Genomic DNA, 20,432 nt, shown 5'->3' with positions numbered 1-20,432 from the left:
GGCAAGGGCTGGCGTGTCAGAACCCGAGCCGGTTACGTAGCGCGGCAATTTTTCTTGCCAGCGGCGACATGGTTGCCATGGTCTCTGGACTGGGTTGTTTGCTGGGTTGCCATTCGCCGGGTTTGATCCACTCCGGCTTGCGGTATGCCAGCTTGTCCGGCGTACTGTGCATGGGTGTGTAATACTGACAACCTTCAAAGAAGTAGTGCGTCACCTGGGAATGGCGGGTGCGTCGCGGATCTTTCTGCTGTGATCCGCCGTGCAATAAATTGGCATGCCAGATCAGGGCATGGCCTTTGGGCATCAGCCCGAACGTCGGCGCAATGCCGGATTTGCTGACGTGCTGCGCGATAAAGTCTTCGTAGTCGCCGTAGTTCTGATAACCCGCCTCCAGCCCGGCATCCTGCATGGTAATTTCGGGCAACAGATGCGAGCCCGGGTAATACTCCAGCGGGCCATTGTTGTCGTCAATATCTTCCAGCGCCACCCAGACTCCGGCCATCAGGCCGGCGGGCTGGCTGTTGAAATGGATGGTGTCCGAGTGCGTGCGTTGCTGGGTGCCCACCGGAAAATTCAGGGTCTGAAACGGCAGCGGCCGTCGCCCGTAAAGCTGTTCCAGTGCCGACAATACATTGGCGTTGGTAGCCACAGTGTGTGCTTCACGTATGAACTTCCAGGCATCCTGAATGCGGGCGCCAAAGCTGGGTGCTTGCAGGTGCTCCGGGTTGTAACACGGATGCAATGCCGCTTTCAGCGACTCAATATCTTCGTCTGAGAAACCAAAATCGGCAATGATATAGCCGTCCCGGTGAAACTGATCAATCTGCTCCGGCGATAAAAAACCTGCCTTGTGTTGTGCTGCACTCATACCTGATTCCTTTTGCTTCGTGTCGATGCTATGCGTTCGATACTCTGCAGGCGCATTCGCATGCGCTCGCCAATGGCCTGCGCTGACAGGGTCTCTGCGATTGTTGTGCTGGCGCGCTCACCAAGAGCGGCGACCCGGGTCGGGTTGCCGGCCAGGTCCCGCATTTCCTGTGCCGCATGTTCGATGTCGGCCACCGCCCAGTGTTGATGCGCTTCATAGGGACCATAGTCTTTACCGAGTGTCTTCAGGGTGTACCTGATGGGGACACAGTTGTCGGTGGTCATGTATTCGGTGTTGCCCGACCAGTCAGTCAGCAGCGCCACCTTGCCCAGCGCCATGGCTTCGGCCGGGCCCAGGCCAAAACCTTCGGCATGATGCAGGGAGACATAGCAGTCGATACAGTTTATCAGTGAGTCTATCTGGCTGCGGTCAAAGTGCTGGTCAAGTACCAGAATGTTTTGATAATCACCAATGCAGTCGCGCAGCACTGCGGTGCTGGCGGCATCGGCGTTGTTGACCTTGATGACCAGCTGTACCGCCCGATCGTCCGCGGCAAACGCCTGCTGGAAGGCGCGGATGGAGCCGAATGGGTTCTTGCGCTGGGCAATGCTGTGAGTGTCGAACATGCTGATAAACACAAAGGCCTGCGGGTCGATGCCAAAGTGTTCACGCGGATAACGTTGCGCAGCGTCCATATCCATGTCGATGACATGGGGGATGGTGATAACCGGCACCGGCGATTTGGCGGCCACAGCCTGATTAACATAGGTTGATGGCACCCATATTTCGTCGAGCAAATCGAAACTGGCCAGCCACTGATCCGGGAACTCCGGCATTTCCCAAGCCCAGAAGCCGATGTTATAGCGATCCTTGAACCAGGCCCGGCCCAGATCTTTCATGACCACGGGGATATGGTCAGCATTGATGTGCAGCAGGTTGATATTGAATTGTGGTTTGGCAATTTCCTTGTGCTGCCAGCGCAGATTGTCCATGCGTGATGGGTTGCCGCGTTCATAGTTGATAATGCCAAATGGTCGGCCTGACGCCTGCAGAGCGGCGGCATTGCCACGTGCGGCCTCACCCACACCCATGCTGGCGCGGATATAGGCAATCAGGTTGACGCCATGCTCGCCGCTGCTGCGGGTGGTGGTGGTTGCGTGCACGCCCGCAGGCGGAGTCTGAGTAGCCAGTGCGCAGTCTTCGCGCAACAGGCTGAGCGAGGGGTTGTAGTAGGGGTCGCCCATCCGGAAGCGATGCCCCCAGCGCCGCCACATGGTTTTTTCGTCTTTGCCGATGGGTTTGCTCTGCCGGCTGACACTTTCGTGGTGAATCAGTACGCTGTGAGGGGTCCAGATATTGCGCAAGCCCGCTTCCAGCCCGCGCAGACACAGATCGATGTCATTGCCGACAATCGACAATTCTTCGTCGAAGCGTCCCAGTTGTTCGAACCGGTCCCGACGAATCATCAGGCAGGCGCCGGTACTGGCCGATACTTCACGTACACTCTTGTCCAGTCGCTGATAAATGCCGGCACCGGGCAACTGTTTGTGGAACAGGTGGCGCGCACCGCCACCGTGGTCAACCAGAAATACGCCGCCGTGCTGAATGGCGCCGTTGGGATAGAGCAACAAACATCCAACCGTGGCGACGCCTTCCTGCAACACCTGTCGCACCAGCTCCTGCAGCCAGTCGTTCTGTACTATTTCGATATCATCGTTCAGGAACAGCAGGATATCACCCGAACTATGATCCACACCCTTGTTATTGAGACGGGACCAGTTGAAGGCTTCGTCACAATCGACAACGACGGCACCCGCCTGGCGGGCATAGTCGATACCCTTCGGGTGTTTGCCGCGACTGTTGTCCAGGATGATGATTTCCATGTCCGGGTAATCAGTGGTGGCCAGTGTATCCAGACAGGGCTTGAGGAACCGCATATTGCCGGTGGTCGGGATGACGATGGACACCCGGGGTGCCGGCGTTGGCATCGGATGGACGGTATGGCGGATGTCGATAGCCTGCGGCCAGGGAACGTTGACCTGATTGTCATGCAAGCTCATGTGCGCGCGAAGTACATCGAGTTCCGCCTGCGCAATAACATTGCTGTTTTCGTCGTGCCCGGGTTCGCTCCATAACACGCGTGGGATACGTGTCACTCTGGCAGGATCAAGTTGTCCCTGCAATCGCAGCAGGCAGTCATAGCGCCAGGCGGGAGTGTTCAGGCTTATCGCTGGCACGAGGTCGGCTCTGACAAAATAGACGCCACCAATATAGTTTTGGCTGAGCAATAGCGCGGGCGACCAGGCAAAGGTAAACCAGGGATTGCGGAACCGGCCAGCGGCGTCCCGGTGATCATGGTCGGTGTATAGCAATTGCGTGGACGCTTGCCAGGCGGCGGCGACATTGGCCAGGCAATCGGGATGCAGTGCATCGCCCGCCTGCAGCAAGGACACTACGCTGTCCGGGTCCGGGGTAAAACCGGCCTGGTCCGTAAGCAGTCGTACCCGCTTCCGCGTGTGGTGGTTTGCCAGCAGATTCTGCAGCGCCGTGTGATCTGCTGCGTCGCTGATGACACTACAGCGCCAGTGCACCTGCGGCAGTGTTGCCAGATTCTGCTCGCCCAGGCTGTCCAGCGTGGCCAGCAGGGCGTCGCTTGCTTGCGGATCTGCGCTGATATCAGAGGGCGCCCGCAGCAGCACGTGAAAATCGGTTTTGGGTTGTGTGGTGATTGTGGGAAGCGTGATCTGCTGCTGGCGCCAGCGTGAATACAGGGTCTGTGCCTGTTGACTGACAAAGCGGCGCTGGCACTCGGCGCGATGACCATCGCTGTCGGTGCAAATCAGGGCAATGACGTGTTCGCCCGGGCTCAGGTCGCTGGTGTCGATGGCACGGGCAAAACCAATGCGTTGGGCGTCCTCCGGGTGTTGGTGCTGTGGCAGCGGCTCGACCCTGTCATGCAGTCTGCCATCTATCAGTATCTCTATTGTCTGCAGCGGTGCGGGTGACCAGGCCCAGGCCTGCATGGTCAGGGTCGTGCTGAAGGCCAGGTTGTCGCTGGCCGGGCTGACGATACCGCAAAGCAGCGGGTTGTCGGCCGTCGTTTCGGGCGGTGATGTCCTGGTCTGCTGACGCCGGTGTCGATGCAGTGCCCCGGACAGCGCGTCGGTCAGCCGCCGGCGGGTCCAGCGATAGGGCGCAGTGACACGCCAGGAGAAGGAGGACAGAATCTCCCGCACGCCCTGGTCCAAGGCCTGGTGTGCCAGGTTGAGTTCAATATGGGCCGCCTGCAGGTGTCGGTATTCTTCCAGCACTTCCTGGTGGGAGGCTTTCAGTTCTTCGTGGCTGCTCCGCAGGCCGGTCAGTTGCAGTTGTTGCTCTGTCAGTTGCTGTTGCGTCAGTGTCAGTGTTTGCTGCTGTTCGTGCAACTGTTGGTGCGCCAGTCCCAGATCCGTGTGCAGGGAATGCACCAGAGGCGTCTGGTCGACCAGCCCGAGCACAGCATTCCATTGGGCACCAGTCCAGCGTGATTTCCATTTGTCGAGCAGTTTTGCGCGTGCCTGCGCCATGGGATGATCGGGTTGATAACGTGCCTGGTGCTCGGTGAGCATGGTTTCCGAATCACCGCCCATGCGATAAAAGGCGCCGATGTGGTCGTCCAGCAAAAAATCAGTCTGTTCCGCACACTGCAACCAGAAGTCCCAGTCTTCGTAAACGTCCAGTGTTTCATCGAACCGGCAGCCGGTGTCGCGCAGCGCCGCAGAGAACAGTGCGGCATGTATCGGAATGAAGTTGTCGCGACGAAGCACGGTGCGGTCAAACGGCACTGCTATGATTTCATCCAGCAGACTGCCGTCGGTATCGGTTTTCTGTGTGGCACTGTAGATCACCTGATGATCGTTGTGCTTTTGGGCCAGCGTCACCAGGTGACTGATATGGTCGGCGGCAATCCAGTCATCATCGTCCAGAAACAGCAGATAGCTGCCGGTTGCGGCCGACAGACCGGCGTTGGCTGCCTGTGGCCGGGCCAGTGTAGAGCCGGTACTGACGATGTTCAGCGAGACATGGCTGGTCTGCGAAATTTTTATTGCGGTGTCGGCAAGTGCATTGGCGCCGACATTGGCCGCATCCACCAGCACCAGTTCCAGCGCGGGCCAGTCCTGATTCAGCACTGATCGCAGCGTATCGTGCAGACTGTTGCGACTCATGGTGCGGCAGATGATGGAAACCAGCGGCGTGGCGTCTGTGCGTTTAATGGCGGTCATCCTTTGAACTGTCGTAAAGCGTTTGCAGGAGCTGCATTGTACCGAGTTATGGCAGTCGGCGTGAAGTCGCGCAACAGTGGTTGTGGCGTGTGTTTCTGGCAGGTAAAAAAAACCCCCGGTTTCCCGGGGGTCAAAACAGCCGGACTTCTAAGAAAGGTGTAGGTACAGGCCCCTTCAATGCATCCTGGCTGCGAGCCTTAGCAGACTACTTGCGGGTTTAAAGCGGGGAAACAATCGTGGATTGTTCCGCTATCAAGAGTTAGCAGGTTCTGTGCCAGGAATTTTAAATTAATAAAAACAACAGCTTGAAGTGGTACGGGTAGTAAAGAGGGGTATGCGCTGTCGGGATTGGCCGACACTTTGCGGTGGTGTCTGCCAAGTGTCTGATTTAACAGCTATTCGGGTGTCGGGTAAACCCGACATCCGGGATTCAGGCTGGCAGGAACTCAGTCAGCGGGCTTGCGGAACTGGTCCGGGTCCAGGTTGTGCCGCTTCAGAAGGTTGTAGAATTCACTGCGATTGCGTTCGGCAAGTCGGGCTGCCAGTGCGATATTGCCTTCCGCCAGGTTGAGCAGACGGATCAGATAGTCATGTTCGAACTGGTCACGGGCATCGTTCATGTTGAGCAGCTTCTGCGGCTTGAAGCGCAGGGCGCGCTCTACCAGTTGGCGCGGGATCAGACTCTGCGGGCTGAGCACTACGCACTGCTCGACAACATTGAGCAGTTGCCGGACATTGCCGGGCCATGGGGCGCTGACCATCAGCTCCATGGCTTCTGGCGCAAAATGCACGCCACCCTCGCGGCCATGACGCTCACTGAGTTGGTGAGCGAAATGATTGGCCAGCAAGGGTATGTCCTCGCACCTGGCCGCCAGCGGGGGCTGCTCCAGGGTAATGACGTTGAGGCGATAAAACAGATCTTCGCGGAAGCTACCTGCACGGACTTTTTCGTGCAGATCGTGGTGGGTTGCCGACAGGATGCGCACATCCACCTTGACGGTTTCCGTTGAACCCACCGGCCTGACATCGCCCTGTTCCAGTACCCGCAACAGTTTTGCCTGTGCGTTCAGTGGCATGTCACCAATCTCATCAAGGAATACGGTGCCTTTGTCTGCCGCCTTGAACAATCCCGCTGTGGCTTTGCCGGCCCCGGTAAAGGCACCAGCTGCGTGACCGAACAACTCTGACTCCAGCAGTGTCTCCGGGATCGCAGCGCAGTTCAGTGTCATGAAGGCTGCGTCGCGACGATTGCTGGCGCGGTGAATAGCCTTTGCCAGCAATTCCTTGCCGGTGCCGGTCTCGCTTTGAATCAACACGCTGACATCGGTGCGCGCGGCGGCCCTGGCTTGCTGCAACAAGGTTTCCATACTTTGGCTGCAGGAGACGATGTCCTGTCGCCAGCTTTCGCCGTCGTCGACGCCCTGATCATCCTGCGGACAACTTTGGCTTAGCGCTTGCCGGATCTTGTCCAGCAGAATGGCAGCATCGAAGGGTTTCACCAGGTAACTGAAAACCCCTTGCTGTACAGCGGCCACGGCATCCGGGATGGTGCCATGGGCCGTTAGAATGATCACGGGCAATTGCAGGAAGCGCTCCTGTATGGACTCAAACAGCGCCATGCCGTCCATGCCCGGCATGCGCAGGTCAGTAATGACGACATTCGGGCGATAACGGCTGAGCTCACTGATGGCCTTTTCTGCTGAATTGACCGCACTGACGTCGAGGCCGTTGGCCTGCAGGCGCATACGAATCAGATGCAGCAGGTCCTGGTCATCGTCGACCAGCAGGATTCTTGGTTTTTCACTCATTTCCTGACTCCTGCAGTTGGCCGCGGCGGTTGATCTGTTGTTCGATCGCGGTCAACGCCTCGATTTGGGTATTAAGCTCGTCAATCTGTTGCAACTGTGCCTCGTGCATCTGCTGCAGTTCGCGTAGCTGCGCATGTGAATCCAGTATCAGCAGTCGCAGCAGCGTCTCTGCCGGTGCCTCTGTACCTGATGGCAACAGCGCCCGGGTCTGGTCGACGGCCAGCGCCAGCTGGGCATCGCCAAGTTGATCCAGGCCCTGGTGAAAAACCACCAGGCGGGTCAGCGCATCGTTGTGGTCCGGACCGGACTCGAAAGTCTGGCAGGCAGCCAGCACGGCTGTGAGTGCGGTCATGCTCAGTAAACGCATCATGCTTGAATGTTCCTTTGCCAGCGTCTCGGCAGGGACAGTCTGAAACAGGCGCCGTGTCTGGTCGTGTTGTTGATAACAGTGAGTTTACCACCGCTACGCTCAGCGTACTCCCTGGCAATGGCCAGGCCCAGGCCGGTGCAGTGGTAATGCTCGCGGGGCTGGGCACTGCCCTGAAAGAATGGCGCAAATATCTGCTCCAGCTCCGCATCCGGCACGCCAGGCCCCTCATCCTCGACATCGATATGAACATAGTCACCGTCGCGCGTAAGCGCAATACGAATTGTGCCTCCTTGTGGTGAAAATTTAATCGCATTGCTTAACAGATTATCCACGATCACGCGGATTCGCTCCCGGTCGCCGCTGAGGGCTACCTTGTCCAGTTGTGTGTCCAGCGTGATGCCTGCGGTTCGCGCCGGTGCCTGATGGGCGCGGACAACGTCGCTGACCATATCGGTCAGTTTGATGGCTTCGGGCGGTGCATCGACAATCGCGAAGCTGTCCGCGTTGTGTCGCAACAGGCCCTCAATCAGACCGAGCAGGCGCTGACAATTATTGCTGAGAATGGCAATGAGGGTTTTTTGTTCCTCGTTAACCGGGCCGGCAATGCCATCCGACATCAGCGCGGCGCTCTCTTGCATGGCGGCCAGCGGCGTCTTCAGCTCGTGTGATACATGGCGCAAAAATTCGCTGCGTTGCTGTTCAAGCTGCTGCAGGCGATCGCGCAGCCAGTCAAGGCGTGAGCCTAATAGTTGCAGATCGCTGGGGCCACCGATTTCGATTTTGCGTTCGTAACTACCACTGCCCAGATCCTTGATCGCCCGGTCGAGCTGGCGCAGCGGACGGGTGATGAGGGCCACAAAGAGCACTGCCAGCAGCAGTGCGGTGCACACCAGCAGCAGCGTACGGATGTTCAGTGCACGCTGGCTGGCCGCGGTCTGATCCCGCAGCTGTGCTGCTCTGTTGTCGACCCAGGCCGAGGTCAGTCGGGTCAGTTCATAGGCGGTTTCCAGCAGGCGGGGGTATTCAAAACCGGTTTCCGAGGTTGCCGCATTGAGCTCATCGTAGGCTTGCATCTCTATGTCGCGCAGCAGTGCCGCCTGCCCGGCAATGGCGGTATCATTGCCCAGGGCCAGCAATTGCCTCAGAGTATTGTGCAGAGCTTCACGGCGGTCGTCGTAGACTTCAAGAAGTGCCGGGTCGCGCAAAATAAGAAATTGTCGTGCACTGCGCTCCAGAGCGCCACTGTGTTCAATCAGTTCGCGGCTGGCGCGCATGGCATTGGCGGACTGGTTGACAGTCACTTGCCCGGAAGTAGTCAGGGTGTCGAGCTGTTGCGCGCTGATAACCAGTGCTGAAATCAACAGCGCCGCCACCAGCAGGAAACCCAGTATCGTTAATTGCAATATCGAGCGGGTACGAAACAACATGTACGGGTCACCTTCCTGTGCCGACTGCCCGGTGCCTGGTTCGCCGCCACCGCAGCGTTACTGTTATGGTGTCGGCGTGGTCAGTCGGCTGATCAATGTGCCCAGAACTTCAGCAATAAAATCCAGAAACAGAGTGTCCAGATCGTCTGTGAAATAATCCTGCGCATGATTGCCAATGGCCAGCACTGCCAGCAGGCTGTTGTTGTGCGTCACCGGGCACAGTGCCGCCGAGCGCAGGGCGGGCGTGGTGTCCGGGAATAACAGTGACGAGGTGTCCTTGTCCAGCGTCTGCGTCAGCACCTGCTTGCTGCGCAGTAATGAGGGGAACCGGTCCTGCAGTTCGCTGGCAATGTCGCTGGTATCAACAATGATCAGGCGACAGGCATCAATGCCCGGTTGTGTTGACAGGCTGGATTCGGTCACCATTGTCAACTGACCCAGATCGTCTTCTTCCAGCAAGGTAAGAATCAGGTTGCGAGTCACACTGAACAACTGGTCATTGTAGCGCGCATTCTCCAGCAAACCATTGAGGGTATGGCGGGATTCTATGCTGCGGTCGCGCAATATCTTTACCTGACGTTCAAGCAGAGAGATGGCTTTGCCGCTTTCGTGCGGGACCGTCAGTTCGGCCAGCAGGCTGTCACGATCGGCGAAAAATTCCGGATGTGCCTTCAGGTACGAGGCTACTTCATCGGCGGTCAGGGTTGATCCTGATTTGGTCGCGGTGGCTGCTTTTTTGGCGGAAGAAACGTCACTACTCATTCATTGTGCCTCGTTGATGGTTCTTGATACCGTTGCTGGCCGTTGTCAGATATGCACGGTTCCTTCGAATACGGTCGTCGCCGGTCCGGTCATGATAACCGGCTTGCCGGCGCCCGCCCACTCAATTGTCAGTTCGCCGCCGTTGAGCAGGGCACGCACCTGGTGATTGAGTTTGCCTGCCTGGATACCGCAGACCACCGCCGCACAGGCGCCGGTGCCGCAGGCTTCGGTTTCGCCGGCACCGCGTTCGAAGACGCGAAGCCGGATGGTATCGCGATCCACTATTTGCATGAAGCCAACATTGACACCCTGCGCAAATAACGCGTGCGTGCACAGCAGCGGCCCCAGCGACTCAACCGGCGCCCGGTCACAGTCGGCAACCGTCAGCACCATATGGGGATTGCCCATGGACACAGCCTGAAACTCGACTCTGCCGTGCGTTTCAGTCTCCAGCTGGTAGCTTGCCAGCGGTGCGTCAGCAGAGAACGGCAGGGACGCTGGCGCAAAGTCCGGTTCCCCCATATCAACACTCACCTGTGACTGATCGTGGGTATGCAGCTCGAGCAGACGATTGTGGGTCTGCACACGTATCGGGCCGCGGGCGATCAGACCGCGCGCCAGCACATAGCGTGCAAAACAGCGCGCGCCATTGCCACAATGCTCAACTTCGCTGCCATCGGCATTAAAGATGCGGTAGCTGAAATCGGCGTCCGGGCGCGTCGGTGGCGCAATGATCAGAAGCTGGTCAAACCCTACGCCACGGTGACGGTTGCCCAGTTGCCTGATCTGCTCCGCACTCAGTTCAACCGGGTGCGAGATCTGGTCGATCACCATAAAGTCATTTCCAAGGCCGTGCATCTTGGTAAAATTCACGCGTAGCGGCTGGTCCTGATTCAGGTTTTGTGTCCGGTTGCTGTTCATAGGCCTTTTGTTCATCAATCCGCCAGAATGCTTTCCAGGCTAAGCTGGTAACTGACGGTTTCACGTTGCCGCACCAGGGTTGCCTTGTCTGCGTCAACCATGACTTCGGCAGCCCGGTTGCGCGTATTGTAATTTGAGCTCATGACAAAACCATAGGCGCCGGCAGAGCGCACTGCCAACAGATCGCCGGCTTCAATGCGCAGACTGCGATCCTTGCCCAGGAAGTCTCCTGACTCACACACCGGCCCGACCACATCATACAGGTGCTCGCTGAGCAGGTCTGCCTGCGCTGTGGATACCGGCACGATTTCCTGCCAGGCGCCATACAGGGCAGGGCGCAGCAGATCATTCATGGCGCCGTCGATGATGGCAAAATTCTTGTGTTCAGTGTGCTTCAGGAACTCTACGCGAGTGATGAAGATACCGGCATTGGCGGCGATGGAGCGCCCCGGCTCCAGCATCAGGATCAGGTCTCTGCCGGCCATTTTACGTTTGACGGCCTCGATCAGCAGCTGCGGTGACGGTGGCGTCTCCTTGTTGTAGACAACGCCAAGACCGCCGCCCATGTCAAAATGTTCAAGGTTGATGCCGGCAGCGCTCAGTTGATCGACCAGTTGCAGCACGCGGTCAATGGCGTCCAGGTAGGGATCAATCGAGGTGAGCTGAGAGCCGATATGACAGTCAACGCCGGTAATGCGGATGTTGTCCATGGCCGCCGCGCGCTCGTAGACAGCGAATGCCCGCGTAATGTCGATGCCGAACTTGTTCTCTTTCAATCCGGTAGAAATGTAGGGGTGGGTACCCGCGTCCACATCCGGGTTGACGCGCACGGAGATCGGCGCTTGCACACCAAGGCGCGCGGCCACGGCATTGATGCGGTCCAGCTCCGGCTCCGACTCGATATTGAAGCACAGGATGCCAGCGTTCAGCGCCTGCTCGATTTCCGCTTCGGTTTTACCCAGGCCGGAAAAAATGATTTTTCCGGCTTCGCCGCCGGCGGCCAGCACGCGTGTCAGTTCGCCACCGGAAACAATATCAAAGCCGGCGCCCAGGCGGGCGAGTACGTTGAGCACAGCCAGATTGGAGTTGGCCTTGACGGCAAAACAGGTCAGGTGGGGTGTGTCGCTGAGGGCATTTTCATAGGCCAGCAGGTTGTGCTCCAGCGCGGCTCTGGAATACACGTAACACGGAGTACCGAATTCCGCCGCAATGTCCCGCAGGGCTACCTGTTCAGCAAACAGCTCGTTGTTCTGATAATAAAATGGATTCATGGTGTCCTGATGCAATGTAATGGGCGGCATATAGCTGACCGCTGAGCTGCTGGGAGTCGGGGCGTTGCAGGGGCCCCTTTTGGCCACAAGCGCCCAAGCCGCTCATCAGGATGGTTGTCATGACAATAATGGCTGATCGTTGCACTGGTAGAATCCCGAGCTCTGGGCCTGTTAATGGCGGGGCCCTGTTAATAATGGCGCGATTATACCGTGTTCGGGGTGGGGCGGCTAATTTCCATGCGCCAATGCAGCAACCTAGCCATCCGGCTAGTCGCCCGACGGCGCCTGATATGAGACAGTCAGGGTGTACTTGAAATTCAATTCAAGGGTATTCTAGGGCGCACCGGGTATAAAGCTATGGCGGAAAGGAGAGCGCACGTGCGCATTTTGCTGGTTGATGACCATGATCTGTTTCGTGAAGGGCTGAAATATCTATTGCCGGTCCTGGATGACAAAGTGCAGTATTTTGAAGCGGGCAGTCTGGATGCAGCGCTGGATTTTGCCGACCATGATGCCCCCATCGATCTGATCCTGCTGGATTATTATCTCCCCGGCGTCAACGGACTGGAGGCGCTGATCAAGTGTCGTGAACGCTTTGAGTCAGCCACGCTGGTAGTGCTGTCCGGAGAAGAGGATGCGCGTATCATCCGCAATCTGGTTGAGCACGGCGCCGCCGGGTTCATTCCCAAGTCGTCCTCGCGTGAAGAGCTGATTTCGGCGTTGAAACTGGTGCTTGCCGGTGGTACCTATCTGCCCCGCATTGCGCTGGGGCCCTTGCCGGTTGCGAGCCGGCCGGAAGCCGGGCAGGCGCCGGGCAGCCAAAGCGATATGCCCATGCGATTGTCGCGCCGCCAGTTCGAGGTGCTGATGAAAGCGGTGCAGGGCAAGTCCAACAAGGTAATCGCCAAAGAGCTGGAGATCTCCGACCACACCGTGAAGGCACATTTATCGGTGGCATTCAGAACACTGGGAGTGCAGAACCGTACCGAGGCGGTCTATGCCGCCGCCAAACTCGGTATCCAGCCGGGTCATCTCGCACAATATGGTGAGGCGCTGCTGTCGTGACCAGTTGGCTGTCCAGGCCGATTGAGACTCTACTGGCCGAGCAAGGCTACCCATTTCTCGACAAAACCCGGCAACGGACATTCTGCCTGAGCACAGATATTCTGGTGGTGGGCTCCGGCTATGGAGCTGCTATGGCGTCGCTGGCGCTGATGGAGGCGCAGGCAGATTTACCCGGGGCGGAGCGGCAGCGTGTCTGGGTATTTGAACGGGGCGCGGAATACCTGCCTGATGATTTCCCCAGGTCGATGGCCGACATGCCGGGTTATGCCGGGACTGACACGGTCAACCCGAATGCACTGTGGGACGTGCGAGCCGGCAAAGGCGTCGTCACCATTACCGGGCGAGGGGTCGGTGGTACATCGCTGGTCAACGCCAACGTCGCAGCGCGCCCTGACCCTGCCGTGTTTGAATCCTGGCCGCAGGGCACAGGTCACGACAACTGGAGCGAGCAACTGTTGCCGGCAATGGTGAAGATCGAGCAACTGTTGGGCGTTAACAGGCATCCGCAGCCCGAGCGCTTCGGCCGCTATCGTGCCATGGCTGCCACCGCCTCGGCACTGGACGCCACCGCAACTGCGGCACCCTTGACGGTCAATTTCTCCGGTCCCACTGATCATAGCGCTGATCACGGGCCGTGCAACCTGTGCGGCAACTGTGTGATTGGCTGTCACTCGGGTGCAAAAGGTTCATTGAACATGAACGCCTGGCCCTTGATACGGCAGCTTGGCGCCGAGATCTACGCCGGTGTCATCGTCAGGTCGCTGAGCAAAATCGGGGACGGCTGGCTCGTCACCTGTGCACCGGCGGCGCGGCCTGACGAAGTGGTACAGGTGCAGTGCAGGACAGTGATTCTGGGGGCGGGCACACTCGGCAGCACTGAAATACTGATGCGATCTGAGCAGGCGCATGACCTGGGTCTGTCGCCCGGGCTTGGCTGCGGGTTTTCCACCAACGGTGATGGTCTGGTATTCAGCGTCGGGCAGTCCGGGAAAGTGGGTGCCGTTGCGTCGCCGCCGGGTCAGCATCCGCCGGCAACCGAGCCCGGCCCGACGATCATGGGCATGGCCAGCGTCGCGCTGCAGGGCGGCCCTGAGGGCGAAAGTTTTACGCTGGAAGATGCCGTCATCCCCTATCCCTTGCGTCAGGTCTGGCAGGAGCTGCTGGTCAGTCAGAATCTGTTGCGACGCTTTGCTGATGGTGCCGAATCGGCGTGGCACCGTGCTCATCCCGGTCATGATGTGCTGGCGATTTCCGATTCACTGGCTGAACACAGTCAGGCGCTTTTGCTAATGGGGCATGATGCCAGCAGTGGCAAGCTGAGTTTCAGTAACGACAGACTGCAACCGGTCTGGCAGCGACCGGAAGAGGCGGACTATTTTGCGCGCATGGACCTGAAGCTGCGCAGCGATGAATCGACAACTTTTGACGGCGGCGTTTTCTCCCCCAATATTCTGTCACAACCGCTACCACCGGAATTTGCCGGTATCGTGGAAGGGGCCGGTGATATTGCCGGACAATTAGTGTCAGTGCATCCGCTGGGAGGGTGCTGCATGGCTGCCGACATCGCCGGGGGCGTGGTCAATACCCGCGGGCAGGTGTTCAGCAACGCCAGTGCCACCGGCGTTTATGATGACCTGTACGTGCTGGATGGGGCGATTATTCCGGGTGCTATCGGCACCAATCCTTTTCTTACTATCGCGGCGCTGTGTTACCGGTTGGCGGCAGACATAATCGGCAACAACGCTTCAGCCGTGATCGCGCGGCCGCTGCCGGTGCTCAGCGCGCCGTTTCGCCAGATCCCGCGTGGTGGCATGCACCCGGTACCGGTAGCGTCGGAGCAGGCGGTGTCCGCCGAGTTCAATGAGCGCCTGGTTCTGCACCTGGACCATGGCAAGCGGTCGTTCTTGCCTTGGAGTCGCCGTGTCAATGCAGGCGCTGATGTGTTGTCGTTTTTCCGGCAACACCTGCCGGCTGTGGATCTGCCTGCGGACAGCAAGGCACTGGTTCTTGATGCCCGGTTCCGGTTTGACGGCGACAACACCATGGAGCAGTGGCTGCAGAAGCCGCAATCACCGCTGCGGGCGCAGGCAACTTTGTCTGCGGATTCAGCGGGCGGGGTGCTGACGACGCCGGACCGGAACCTGATACCACTGCTTCAGCTTGATGGTCAGGTCACACTGGGCGCCATCGGATCAGTTGGTCATCTGATCGGCGGGTGGCGCACGATCAGTGCGATACTGCGTTATCTGCAATACCGGAGCATGGATGCGTTGGTCAAAATCCCGGATGCGCTGGCCGGGTGGGTGTTGCCAGCAAAAACCCGCCGGGTGCGTTCAAGCCGGGTAGTGCCCGCCAATTCTTCGCCGTGGTACACCCAGGCCAAAGTATTCTGGCGCATTGCGCAACTACAGGCGCAAAGACGTTATCTGCGCTATGACTTCTGCAGCTCTGACGGTCTACGCATCAGCGGCCGCAAGACCCTGGGTTACGGTCTGGGCCTGAACGATCTGCTCAGAGCCCTGATGGTCCTGCCAGTGGAGTTTCGCACCGCCGATAACCATAAACTGGGCGCAGAACTGGAGCTGGATGCGGTGAGGGTAACGCACGGCTCGACGCCACTGCAGATTACCGGGTCGCCGGACTCAACGGCGACCTTGCTCGCTGCCGGTGGCCTGGGTATGTACTTTCTGCGCATGATCATGCACACACATTTCTGGTCATTTGCGGCGCCATCGTACAGCCATTTCGCACTCAAGAGTGTGCTGGAAAGTGATGACCGCCAGGGGCGTTTGTTCGAACCACCCGACACCATGGCCTACGGTGCTGGCGGGCAATACAGCAGCCTGCCAAAGGAAGTTTACGAGTGCCCGGTACCGGAATCGGAGAATGCTGAAAAGTTGAGCCGTCTGGTGCGTTATCAGCCGGCAACCGGTAATGTCGCGGAGCGTAAATCGTTAATGCTTGTCCATGGTCTGGCACACAGCAGCCGGGTATTCTGGACTGACACCATTGCCTGCAATTTTGTGCAGTATTTTCTGGCACGTAATTATGATGTCTGGATTCTTGATCACCGCGCGAGTGCCAACTATGTTCGCAACGTAACACCAGAACATACCTGGGACAGTATCGCGCTAAACGACGTGCCATGGGCCATACATACTGCCTATACGGAAGTAAACCGGGACATCGCCGGGCAACACCAGCGTGGCATTCACGTGTTTTCGCATTGCATTGGTGCTGGCGCTGTCGCCATGGCTGTACTGGCGGGAAAACTGAATCGCCCGGCATCGAATCAGGACGGTACTGGCGCTGATGATAACAGTGACAAAAGCATGCTGGCATCGCTGGTGCCACACGCGGTGACACCATGGCTGACGACGTCGGGCGAAAATCGGGCCAGGGCCAATTTGTGGGCAATGGTCAAGAATCTGGAGCCGATCCGGGTGATTGAACCGATGCCGTATCGTGGGCCGGAGTTGATGGAGACGCTTTATGACCGGCTGGCGGCACTAGCGATGACGGCAGACGAACGCCAACAGTGGTCGGCCTGGAACGGATTTCGCGACTGGAGAGGTCCCGGTTTCGCCCAGTCCATTTATACCCGCTATACCATTTTCTGGGGGCGTCAGTGGCACAATGCCAATATCGCTGATGACACCCGTTACCAGTTCGCCGGCATGATCGGGCCGGTGCCGATCGGTGTTATGCAGCAGGTGTATTTTTCCCTGACCCGGGGCCTGCTCTCCAACCATGACGGCGCCAACGAATATGTGCGAGAGGAAAATTTTGCCCGGCACTGGACATTCCCTACCTATTTTCTGCATGGCAATCGCAACACTGTATTTGATATGGAGTCGTCACGGCAGTCCGCTGACCGGTTGACCCGGCTCCGGCACAGGCACCGGACAGGAGAGTACCGGACAGGTGCATTGGGTCCGTTGGACTATGCCGCGGAGAATGTCTGGATTGATGTGCTTGATGGCTATGGCCACATGGACATGATTTTCAGCAAAACGGCTGACAGCGATGTGTATCCGCGGTTGCATGAGTTCTTTTGCGCCGCTGATGATGACGCATTGCAACAACACTATGAGCGGCGATTCAGCGAACCTGCACAGCGCGCCGAATTTGTCAGGCGCTGCGGCAGCAACACGCCGGCGCAGTTGCCGACCAGACCATTGACGGGACCGATTGTTTCCAGACCTGTCTGCCACCCGACAGCGTCGGGTGGCAGACAGTTGCGTATCAGGCTGTGGGTCGAGGCGCAGGACTTTACCGCGTTGGCGGCAACGGGCCTGACCATTACCAGTACCGCCGTTTCCGGTGAGCATCTGACGCCGGTGGTATCGACGACGCTGCCGGCCAACGAACCCGGCGGAGCAGATTCGCCGGGCCATTGGCAGCAGGAATTCTGGCTTTATGACTTCGTCTTTGATTCAACACAGACGTCTGACTACCGGCTCAGTCTTAACTATGCGAACCACTCCGCTTGTGAGCCGGCGACAGATGCTGGCAATGAGCAGGTGTTGCTGCGCTGGCGTGGATTACCCTGGGTAGAGCGCCTGCTGGCCAATCCTGAACCGGCTGACGCCTTGCCCGCGCTGACCGTGCTCGCGGGTTCGTGTCTGCACCCGGGCCTGCCGTTTGAACGCAGTCGGGCGATGAGCATTTTCAACGGTATGCTGGCGCATGTCAGCGACAACCCGGCCGAAGGTTTGCGTGGCGCGGACTGTATGATCCTGCTGGGTGACCAGATATATGCTGATGCCACTGCTGATCTGTTTGACCCCGGGGCGCACTATGAAAAATTCCGTAATCCCTACCGCATGGTTTTTGGCAGTTCCGAGGCAAAGCGTCTGATGTCACATCTACCGACCTATTTCGCGGTAGACGATCATGAGTATCGTGATAACTGGCGTGGTGAGGCGGATGCTGCTGCCCGGGGTTATGATTATGCGCGGCGGATGGCGTGGCTGTATCAGACACATCACCACACCGAATGGGACGACCGTGCGCTGCGCCTTTGGCACCAGTTTGACAGCGCGGGTTATCCGTTCTTTGTTTTTGATACTCGTCTGCACCGGCAGTCCGGTGACGACGGCAGCAATGATCTGTTGCAGGCGGATCAGATACAGGGCTTTACGCAATGGTTACAGGCACACAAGGATAGTCCGGTGCTGTTTCTCGCTACCGGGTCGCCGCTGTCGCCTGTTTCGCGCGCGGTTCGGGCAAACCCGGCGACGGCAGTCTATCAGGATGGTTTGCTGGCCTACCCGGGATTCATCGTGCAGATGATTGAATTGCTGCATACTCACGCGTTAGGCAAGCAAATTATCTGGTTGTGTGGTGATCCGCATTTTTCCTGCTTTGCCCAACTTCGGCTCACTGCCAGCACCGGGGCCAGGACGCCGGGCGGGGCTGATGAAAAATCGGTGCAGCTTACCCAGGTCTGTGCATCCGGATTGCATGCGCCCATGGCCTTCGTCAACGCCAACATCAACGATTACGACTGGCAAGATGAGTTTGACGTTTCGCTGCTGGCGCACAATACCGGCATGGCACAGGTGACACACATTAATGTCAGGGGACGGCAGATCCTGCTGAGCTCAGCCAAACAGCACTTTGTCAGACTGGATCTGGAGCCGGCACCGGCAAGGCGTTTGCGCATGCAGGCGTTTGGCCCCGACGCGCAACCGGCAGGCCCTGTCTGGTATGCCAATAGCGATGGAAACGAGGAGACCGTATGAGTGTACTGGATCGCATTACCGGTTTCTCCCGTTATGAGCAGGCCCTGGAACCGCAACTGCTGAGCCTGACGTCGGAGTCACAGCGCGTGCGCGTGTTCCAGTCCCACAAAGCCTTGTGGCTGGTGATTGGCAGCGGACTGATTTATATCTACGGTCTGTGGCAGGACGTGCCGCCGGTCAACCTGCTGATATGGGTGGGGTTGATCATACTGCTGGCGCTGTGCCGGGTACTGGTGTGTCGCTACGTGGAGAAACGTCTGGTGTTCACCTCCGTGTCGGAGCTGTACCGTAATGAGCTGCTGTTGTACGTCAGTTCGCTACTGAGCACCATCACAGTGGGCTCGGGTTACTGGTGGGTGTGTCTGCAGGGTTCTGACCGCGCGGTTTTTGCGGTCACATTGCTCACTCTTATTTACGCCATAGGCACGACCATCAACTCATCGATTCATTATCGCGGCTTTCCGCTGTTGCTGCTGACCAACCTGGGTCAGGGCATTGTATTTCTGTCAGTATTCCGCAGTCCGGCGGATATCGAAATCAGTGTTGCCATGTTGGCGATCATGATTCTGCTGATGCAGTTCGGGCGTCGCAATGCTGATGTCTTTGCCGAGTCGATTCGCATTCGTGACGAGAACCGTGAGCAGAACCTGAAGCTGGAAAAAGACAAAGTCATTATTGAAAAAGCCCTGAATGTTGCGCGTAAGGCCAATGAAGAGAAAAATCGCTTTATGGCCGCCGCCAGTCATGATCTGCGCCAGCCGCTGCACGCCATGACTCTGTTCCTTGGCAGTCTGCGGCACATGGGAGGCGATGAGCGCACGCGCGAGCTCATCGACAAGATTGACGAGACCAGCAGCCTGCTGCATGAACAATTCAACAGCCTGCTGGATCTTTCCAAATTTGATGCCGGGGTCATTACTGCTGACCACACCGAGTTCAGACTTGATGCATTGCTGAAGAATATCGTTGATGGCGTCATGCCGGAAGCCCAGGCCAAGAAGGTAGAGTTGCACATTTTTGTATCTCCGGTGACAGTTCGCTCCGATATGCTGTTACTGGAGCGAATGTTCCGTAACCTGATCATTAACGCGGTGCGTTATACCGACAAAGGCTCGGTATCCGTGCAGGCCAGGCGACAGCGTAGTGGCCTTAATATTTCAGTCATCGATACCGGTATCGGTATTGCGGCAGATGATCAGCAGCGGATCTTCCGTGACTATTACCAGGTCAGCAACAAGGCACGATCCAAAGGTAAAGGCTCAGGTCTGGGCTTGGCGATCGTCAAACGCATAGCGGCATTGCTGGAGATCAAACTGACACTGAAGTCGGAGCCGGGGGTCGGTAGCACGTTCAGTGTGCATGTGCCAAGCCGTGCTGTTGTTGACCAGGCTGACGAGGCGCAGATGCTGTCCCGGGCGGAGCAGCCCGAGGGCGACCTGGCGGGGGTCAGAGCGTTGGTGGTTGATGATGATGCGGCCATACTCGATGCGGTGACCGGATTGTTGCGAAGCTGGGGCTGTCACGTGGTCAGTGCAGCATCACCGGAGCAGCTGGAGCGGTTGCTGGCCAGTGACAACGACTTTGAGCTGGTGCTGCTGGATGACATGTTGCACGACGAGGTCTCCGGTCTGGATATTGCGCGCAATCTTCAGCAGCATTTGCCCAGACAGCGAATTTTGCTGGCCACGGGTAATGTGTCCTCAGCCAGACTGAATGAAATTCGTGAAGCCGGCTTCGTTGTGCTGGTGAAACCGGTGGACTACTACGTGCTTCGGCAAGCGCTACAGGATGCCATGAAAACGCCCTTGCCTTCCGGGTAACGGCGACTGGGTAACTCATCTGATCAACCCATCTGGCTAACCCATCTGGCTAATTGGATTGCGCTTGTGTTTGTGGAAAACTGCGTACTGCTGGATACAACATCGGATGTT

Annotated in this window: 12 protein-coding genes; 3 read left to right on the top strand and 9 right to left on the bottom strand. The window is 58.0% G+C overall.

Annotated elements, in window-relative coordinates; all coding sequences use genetic code 11:
- Positions 1-16: 16 nt before the first annotated feature.
- The 9 genes from ENH71_RS01755 to lptM form a co-directional block, all read right to left on the bottom strand.
- Positions 17-868 carry a phytanoyl-CoA dioxygenase family protein gene (locus tag ENH71_RS01755; RefSeq protein WP_294132793.1) on the bottom strand — a complete coding sequence of 284 codons (852 nt, stop codon included), beginning with the start codon at positions 866-868 and terminating at the stop codon, positions 17-19.
- A complete protein-coding gene (locus tag ENH71_RS01750) occupies positions 865-5,130 on the bottom strand; it encodes a glycosyltransferase (protein WP_294132799.1) in 4,266 nt (1,421 codons plus the stop codon). Before ENH71_RS01750 ends, ENH71_RS01755 begins: the two co-directional genes overlap by 4 nt.
- A 446-nt stretch (positions 5,131-5,576) precedes the next feature.
- On the bottom strand, positions 5,577-6,938 hold the full coding sequence (locus tag ENH71_RS01745; protein ID WP_294132802.1) for a sigma 54-interacting transcriptional regulator: 1,362 nt from the start codon (positions 6,936-6,938) through the stop codon (positions 5,577-5,579).
- Positions 6,931-7,308 carry a hypothetical protein gene (locus ENH71_RS01740; RefSeq protein WP_294132805.1) on the bottom strand — a complete coding sequence of 126 codons (378 nt, stop codon included), beginning with the start codon at positions 7,306-7,308 and terminating at the stop codon, positions 6,931-6,933. The genes ENH71_RS01745 and ENH71_RS01740 overlap by 8 nt, the downstream gene beginning before the upstream one ends.
- Complete coding sequence (locus ENH71_RS01735; RefSeq protein WP_294132807.1) at positions 7,305-8,735, bottom strand: HAMP domain-containing sensor histidine kinase; 1,431 nt, start codon at positions 8,733-8,735, stop codon at positions 7,305-7,307. Before ENH71_RS01735 ends, ENH71_RS01740 begins: the two co-directional genes overlap by 4 nt.
- Before the next feature lie 63 nt (positions 8,736-8,798).
- Entirely contained in the window at positions 8,799-9,497 is a 699-nt protein-coding gene (locus tag ENH71_RS01730) for a DUF484 family protein (protein WP_294132808.1), read from the bottom strand.
- Between the two features lie 45 nt (positions 9,498-9,542).
- On the bottom strand, positions 9,543-10,418 hold the full coding sequence (gene dapF / locus ENH71_RS01725) for a diaminopimelate epimerase (protein WP_414704696.1): 876 nt from the start codon (positions 10,416-10,418) through the stop codon (positions 9,543-9,545).
- Positions 10,419-10,432: 14 nt separating this feature from the next.
- A complete protein-coding gene (gene lysA, locus ENH71_RS01720; protein ID WP_294132811.1) occupies positions 10,433-11,689 on the bottom strand; it encodes a diaminopimelate decarboxylase in 1,257 nt (418 codons plus the stop codon).
- Complete coding sequence (gene lptM / locus ENH71_RS16145) at positions 11,649-11,810, bottom strand: LPS translocon maturation chaperone LptM (protein ID WP_414704697.1); 162 nt, start codon at positions 11,808-11,810, stop codon at positions 11,649-11,651. Before lptM ends, lysA begins: the two co-directional genes overlap by 41 nt.
- Before the next feature lie 257 nt (positions 11,811-12,067).
- On the opposite strand from lptM, the gene ENH71_RS01710 reads away from it, so the two are divergent.
- Genes ENH71_RS01710 through ENH71_RS01700 form a run of 3 tightly spaced genes read left to right on the top strand, consistent with a single transcriptional unit; the run spans position 12,068 to position 20,321 of the window.
- Positions 12,068-12,754, top strand: coding sequence for a response regulator (locus ENH71_RS01710; protein ID WP_294132813.1), 687 nt, complete (start codon positions 12,068-12,070; stop codon positions 12,752-12,754).
- Positions 12,751-18,501, top strand: coding sequence for a GMC family oxidoreductase N-terminal domain-containing protein (locus tag ENH71_RS01705; RefSeq protein WP_294132814.1), 5,751 nt, complete (start codon positions 12,751-12,753; stop codon positions 18,499-18,501). Before ENH71_RS01710 ends, ENH71_RS01705 begins: the two co-directional genes overlap by 4 nt.
- Entirely contained in the window at positions 18,498-20,321 is a 1,824-nt protein-coding gene (locus ENH71_RS01700; RefSeq protein WP_294132815.1) for an ATP-binding response regulator, read from the top strand. The genes ENH71_RS01705 and ENH71_RS01700 overlap by 4 nt, the downstream gene beginning before the upstream one ends.
- Positions 20,322-20,432 lie beyond the last annotated feature (111 nt).

It is taken from the genome of Pseudohongiella sp., assembly GCF_011050365.1.
GTDB lineage: Bacteria > Pseudomonadota > Gammaproteobacteria > Pseudomonadales > Pseudohongiellaceae > Pseudohongiella.
This window is presented reverse-complemented; position numbering and strand designations above follow the sequence as displayed.

What these genes read in the sequence shown, in the direction of transcription:
- ENH71_RS01755 (WP_294132793.1), bottom strand. Translation starts at nt 868, where the DNA reads ATGAGTGCAGCACAACACAAGGCAGGTTTTTTATCGCCGGAGCAGATT.
- ENH71_RS01750 (WP_294132799.1), bottom strand. Translation starts at nt 5,130, where the DNA reads ATGACCGCCATTAAACGCACAGACGCCACGCCGCTGGTTTCCATCATC.
- ENH71_RS01745 (WP_294132802.1), bottom strand. Translation starts at nt 6,938, where the DNA reads ATGAGTGAAAAACCAAGAATCCTGCTGGTCGACGATGACCAGGACCTG.
- ENH71_RS01740 (WP_294132805.1), bottom strand. Translation starts at nt 7,308, where the DNA reads ATGATGCGTTTACTGAGCATGACCGCACTCACAGCCGTGCTGGCTGCC.
- ENH71_RS01735 (WP_294132807.1), bottom strand. Translation starts at nt 8,735, where the DNA reads ATGTTGTTTCGTACCCGCTCGATATTGCAATTAACGATACTGGGTTTC.
- ENH71_RS01730 (WP_294132808.1), bottom strand. Translation starts at nt 9,497, where the DNA reads ATGAGTAGTGACGTTTCTTCCGCCAAAAAAGCAGCCACCGCGACCAAA.
- dapF (WP_414704696.1), bottom strand. Translation starts at nt 10,418, where the DNA reads ATGAACAGCAACCGGACACAAAACCTGAATCAGGACCAGCCGCTACGC.
- lysA (WP_294132811.1), bottom strand. Translation starts at nt 11,689, where the DNA reads ATGAATCCATTTTATTATCAGAACAACGAGCTGTTTGCTGAACAGGTA.
- lptM (WP_414704697.1), bottom strand. Translation starts at nt 11,810, where the DNA reads ATGACAACCATCCTGATGAGCGGCTTGGGCGCTTGTGGCCAAAAGGGG.
- ENH71_RS01700 (WP_294132815.1), top strand. Translation starts at nt 18,498, where the DNA reads ATGAGTGTACTGGATCGCATTACCGGTTTCTCCCGTTATGAGCAGGCC.